Here is a 3,849-nt window from a genome sequence, read left to right on the forward strand (position 1 = left end):
TAACATACTTGCTGATAGCAACCAGGTTAATGTTTACGGCATTGAGCATCAACTCAATGCAGATGAGCACTGCAACGGCATTCTTTTTGGCCAGCACGCCAAAGAGCCCGATTCCAAAAAGCAGTGCCGATAGCACCATGTAGTGGGTGAGGCTAATCGTTGTGAGCATCAGCTTTTACCTCCTTGGCCAGGAAAATGGCTCCCACCAGGGCCACCAGCAGGAGAATAGCAGCTACTTCAAAGGGAATGACATATTTGCTCAACATAATATCTGCTATGCTTTCCACAGTTTTTCCCGGTACAGCTGCTGTAGGGGTCGCCCACGGAGTTTTTGCGGCCAGATAGCCGCACACGGCCAGCAGGAGGGCTACCACACCTGCTGCGGCTTTGGTCTGATTGTTAAACAGGTTGGTACTTCCCATATCGCCGCGCTGGATAAGCATGATAGCGAATACCACCATGATACACACGGCGCCGGCATACACCAGTACCTGCACTGCAGCGAGAAAATCGGCATCCAGGGTCAGGAATAGTCCACCCATGGCCACAAAGCATACCGCCAGCCACAGTACCGAATGCACGATATTCCTGAGCAGGACCACGAGAAGAGCAGATCCCAGGATAGTCGCAGCCAGCAGGTAGAAAGCGACAGTCATCCAAAGGCCTTCCATAAGATTAACCCTCCTCACCGGGAGCCTTGCCGGCGGCCACTTCGGCCCTGGCATTTTTTGCCCTGGCTGCTGCAGGACGTTCAGCAGCCGGTTCTGCCGGCTCCTCCTCGGGTAAAGATTCGGGAACAGGGCGGTCAACCAGTACAAGGCGCACCTTGTCCCTGTAGTACTGGTTCATGTTGATTACATGGCTGAATCTAAGAGCTCCTTTATTGCACGACTCCACACACAGGCCGCAGAACAAACAGTACTCGATGCGCATGACATACCTGGTAAGGTACTGCTTTTTGCCCACCTTTTCCTTGGTAATCTGGATTACCTTGTTGGGACAGGCATTGGCACACAGACCACAGGCTATGCATTTGTCGACATCCAGTTCGAAGCGGCCGTGATAACGCTCAGGGAGCGGTACCTTCTCCTCCGGATATTGCACAGTCACCTTCCTGGTAAAAAGTTCCTTCCAGGTGATGGCCAGGCCCTTTAACAGTCCTTGTCCGAACATCTAATCACCACCCTATAGCCCGGTAGATGTACATGCCCACACCGGTGACAAAAATGTTGGCCAGGGAAAGCGGTACCAGCACTTTCCATCCGAACCCCAATAACTGGTCCACCCGGATACGGGGGTAAGTCCAGCGGATCCACATGAAGATGAAGATCATGACATAAACCTTGACAAAGAACCAGAACCAGGATGGCAGGAAGGTCCAGCCAAAGGGGGCAAGCCAGCCACCCAGGAACATAATGGTGCACATGCAGGAGACAACCATCATGTTGCCGTATTCAGCCAGCATGTACATGGCATAACCCATACCGCTGTATTCGGTATAGGGACCGGCAATTATCTCCGACTCACCTTCCACCAAATCGAAGGGAGTACGGTTAACCTCCGACACCCCGGCAATGAAGTAAATCAGAAAAGCCAGGGGTTGCGCAAAGATGAACCATGTACTGCGCTGGGCATTAACAATCTCGTTGATGTTCAGACTCCCGGTTAGCATGATTACTCCCAGGAGGGACAGTACCAGCGGCAATTCGTAACTCACCATCTGTGCCACCACACGCATACCGCCCACCAGAGAGTATTTGTTGTTGGAGGACCAGCCACCCATCCAGAAGATTATGGTAGAGAGGGATGCTACAGCCAGGATGTAGAAAACGCCAATGTTCAGGTCAATGGGAGCCATCCCTTTTCCCCACGGGATGACTGCAAAGGCCATCATCGGGGGGACAAACACTAGTATGGGAGCGGCAAGATATACGACCTTGTCAACCCGCCGCGGGACAATAATTTCCTTGGCCAGAAGTTTTATCACATCGGCTACCGTCTGGAGCAGACCTTTGGGGCCAACGCGGTTGGGTCCGATCCGGCACTGAATGTAAGCGGCAATTTTCCGCTCCATGTACACCAGCCAGACGACGTTGAGTGAAACAAATATAATAACTGCCAGTAGCTTTACCACCATTACAATAAAATCGCTGGCCAAGGGAGGCACACCGGCACCGGCCAGGTAGGTCCGCAAGCCCGCGGCAATACCGGTAAAAATATTTTCACCCATGCCTCTTCTCCCCTAACTCCATTTTTTAGCAGTCAACTTCGCCCAGAACTATATCTAGACTACCCAGGATAGCAATAACATCAGCAATCTTCCAGCCCACGAGCAATTCATCCAGATAACCCAGGTTAATAAAGGAGGGCCGGCGGAAATGCACCCGGTAGGGTTTGGGACTACCGTCGCTGACCACATAACACCCCAGGATCCCCTTGGAACTTTCAATTTCTGCATAAGCTTCCCCAACAGGAGGTTTTATCACCTTGGGTACTTTGGCCATGATCGGGCCTTCGGGCAAGCCCTCTATTGCCTGCTGAATAATACGAGCTGACTGGCGGATTTCTTTGATCCGGCAGACGAAACGGTCGAAACAGTCACCGTTTTTCCCCACCGGCACTTCAAAATCAAAGCGGTCATATACCCCGTATGGTCGCACCTTGCGCAGGTCATAGGGAATACCGCTGCCCCTCAAAACAGGACCGCTCAAGCTGTAATTGATACCCATCTCGGGCGTAATGATACCGACGTATTTGGTACGGGCCTGGAAGATTTCATTACCCGTGATCAGACCATCATACTCGTCGCACAGTGACGGCAGGTCTTTCAGGAATTTCTCCAGGGGCGGGAAAAATTCGGGAGGCAGGTCATCGGCTACTCCACCGATGCGAAAATAACTGAAAGTCATACGGGAGCCGGAAACCATCTCGAGGAGATCCAGCACCCTTTCCCGATCCCGGAAGCAATAGAGAAATCCTGTAAACCCACCGATGTCCACGCTATAGGTACCTACGGCCACCAGATGGCTGGCAATCCGGGAGAGCTCGCCTACAATGACCCGGATATATTCAGCTCTCTCGGGCACTTCAATGCCCATCAGCTTTTCCACCGCCGCCACATAGCCCCAGTTCATGAGCATCGAGGCCAGGTAGTCCATACGGTCGGTGTAGGGAATCACCTGAGTATAGGTCCGGGCTTCAGCCAGCTTTTCAATACCCCGGTGCAGGTAACCGGGAACGGAAGTGGCCTTGACCACCACCTCTCCGTCCAGTTCCAGGATGATCCGGAATACACCGTGAGTACTGGGATGCTGCGGCCCCATATTCAGCACGTAAGTTTGTGTTTTCATTTACACACCTCCCGAAACTGGTGGAAGGCTACTCCCTGCCACCTTCCCATTCAAAATCTTTGCGCAAGGGGTGGCCTTTGAAGCTATCGTCCAGGAGGATACGGGTGGGATGGCCGGGATAACCCGTGAAGTTTATCCCCATCAAATCGTATGCCTCCCGTTCCTGCCATTTCGCCCCACCCCAGAGCGGGCAAAGAGAAGGTACGGCAGGATTCTCCTTGTCCTCCAGCTTCACCTTGACCATTAACGTGTAATTGTGTTTCAGAGAAACCAGGTTATAAACTACCTCAAAACGATCCGGGTAATCAGCCGCTGTAAGGTTGGTAAGAAACTCAAAGGCATATTCGGGGTTTTCCTTTAATTCAGACATCACGGGGAGAAGATCCTCCGCAGGAACAAGGAGCACCCCTTCCCCGATAATTTCAATCACGGGAAATTTTTCTTTTAACGCTTCCAGCAACTGTGCAGGCGGTTCGTAACTAGCCACGGGGCAGCGTCA

The 3,849-nt window shown here is 52.3% G+C and carries 6 protein-coding genes; all 6 read right to left on the reverse strand.

What is annotated here, in order from left to right; translation table 11 throughout:
* A partial coding sequence (locus ACPLUI_RS12310; RefSeq protein WP_424660556.1) for an NADH-quinone oxidoreductase subunit NuoK occupies positions 1 to 139 on the reverse strand: 139 nt, incomplete at its 3' end.
* 13 nt (positions 140 to 152) lie between these two features.
* Positions 153 to 671, reverse strand: coding sequence for an NADH-quinone oxidoreductase subunit J (locus ACPLUI_RS12315; RefSeq protein WP_424660551.1), 519 nt, complete (start codon positions 669 to 671; stop codon positions 153 to 155).
* A gap of 4 nt (positions 672 to 675) precedes the next feature.
* Positions 676 to 1,173 carry a NuoI/complex I 23 kDa subunit family protein gene (locus ACPLUI_RS12320; protein WP_424660552.1) on the reverse strand — a complete coding sequence of 166 codons (498 nt, stop codon included), beginning with the start codon at positions 1,171 to 1,173 and terminating at the stop codon, positions 676 to 678.
* 4 nt (positions 1,174 to 1,177) lie between these two features.
* On the reverse strand, positions 1,178 to 2,230 hold the full coding sequence (nuoH, locus tag ACPLUI_RS12325; protein WP_424660553.1) for an NADH-quinone oxidoreductase subunit NuoH: 1,053 nt from the start codon (positions 2,228 to 2,230) through the stop codon (positions 1,178 to 1,180).
* Between the two features lie 25 nt (positions 2,231 to 2,255).
* On the reverse strand, positions 2,256 to 3,350 hold the full coding sequence (locus ACPLUI_RS12330; RefSeq protein WP_424660554.1) for an NADH-quinone oxidoreductase subunit D: 1,095 nt from the start codon (positions 3,348 to 3,350) through the stop codon (positions 2,256 to 2,258).
* Positions 3,351 to 3,378: 28 nt separating this feature from the next.
* Positions 3,379 to 3,780, reverse strand: a complete 402-nt coding sequence (locus ACPLUI_RS12335; protein WP_424660555.1) for an NADH-quinone oxidoreductase subunit C — start codon at positions 3,778 to 3,780, stop codon at positions 3,379 to 3,381.
* Positions 3,781 to 3,849: the final 69 nt, after the last annotated feature.

The sequence above is a fragment of the Desulfofundulus sp. genome, from assembly GCF_049701015.1.
In the GTDB taxonomy this organism is placed as follows: Bacteria; Bacillota; Desulfotomaculia; order Desulfotomaculales; family Desulfovirgulaceae; genus Desulfofundulus.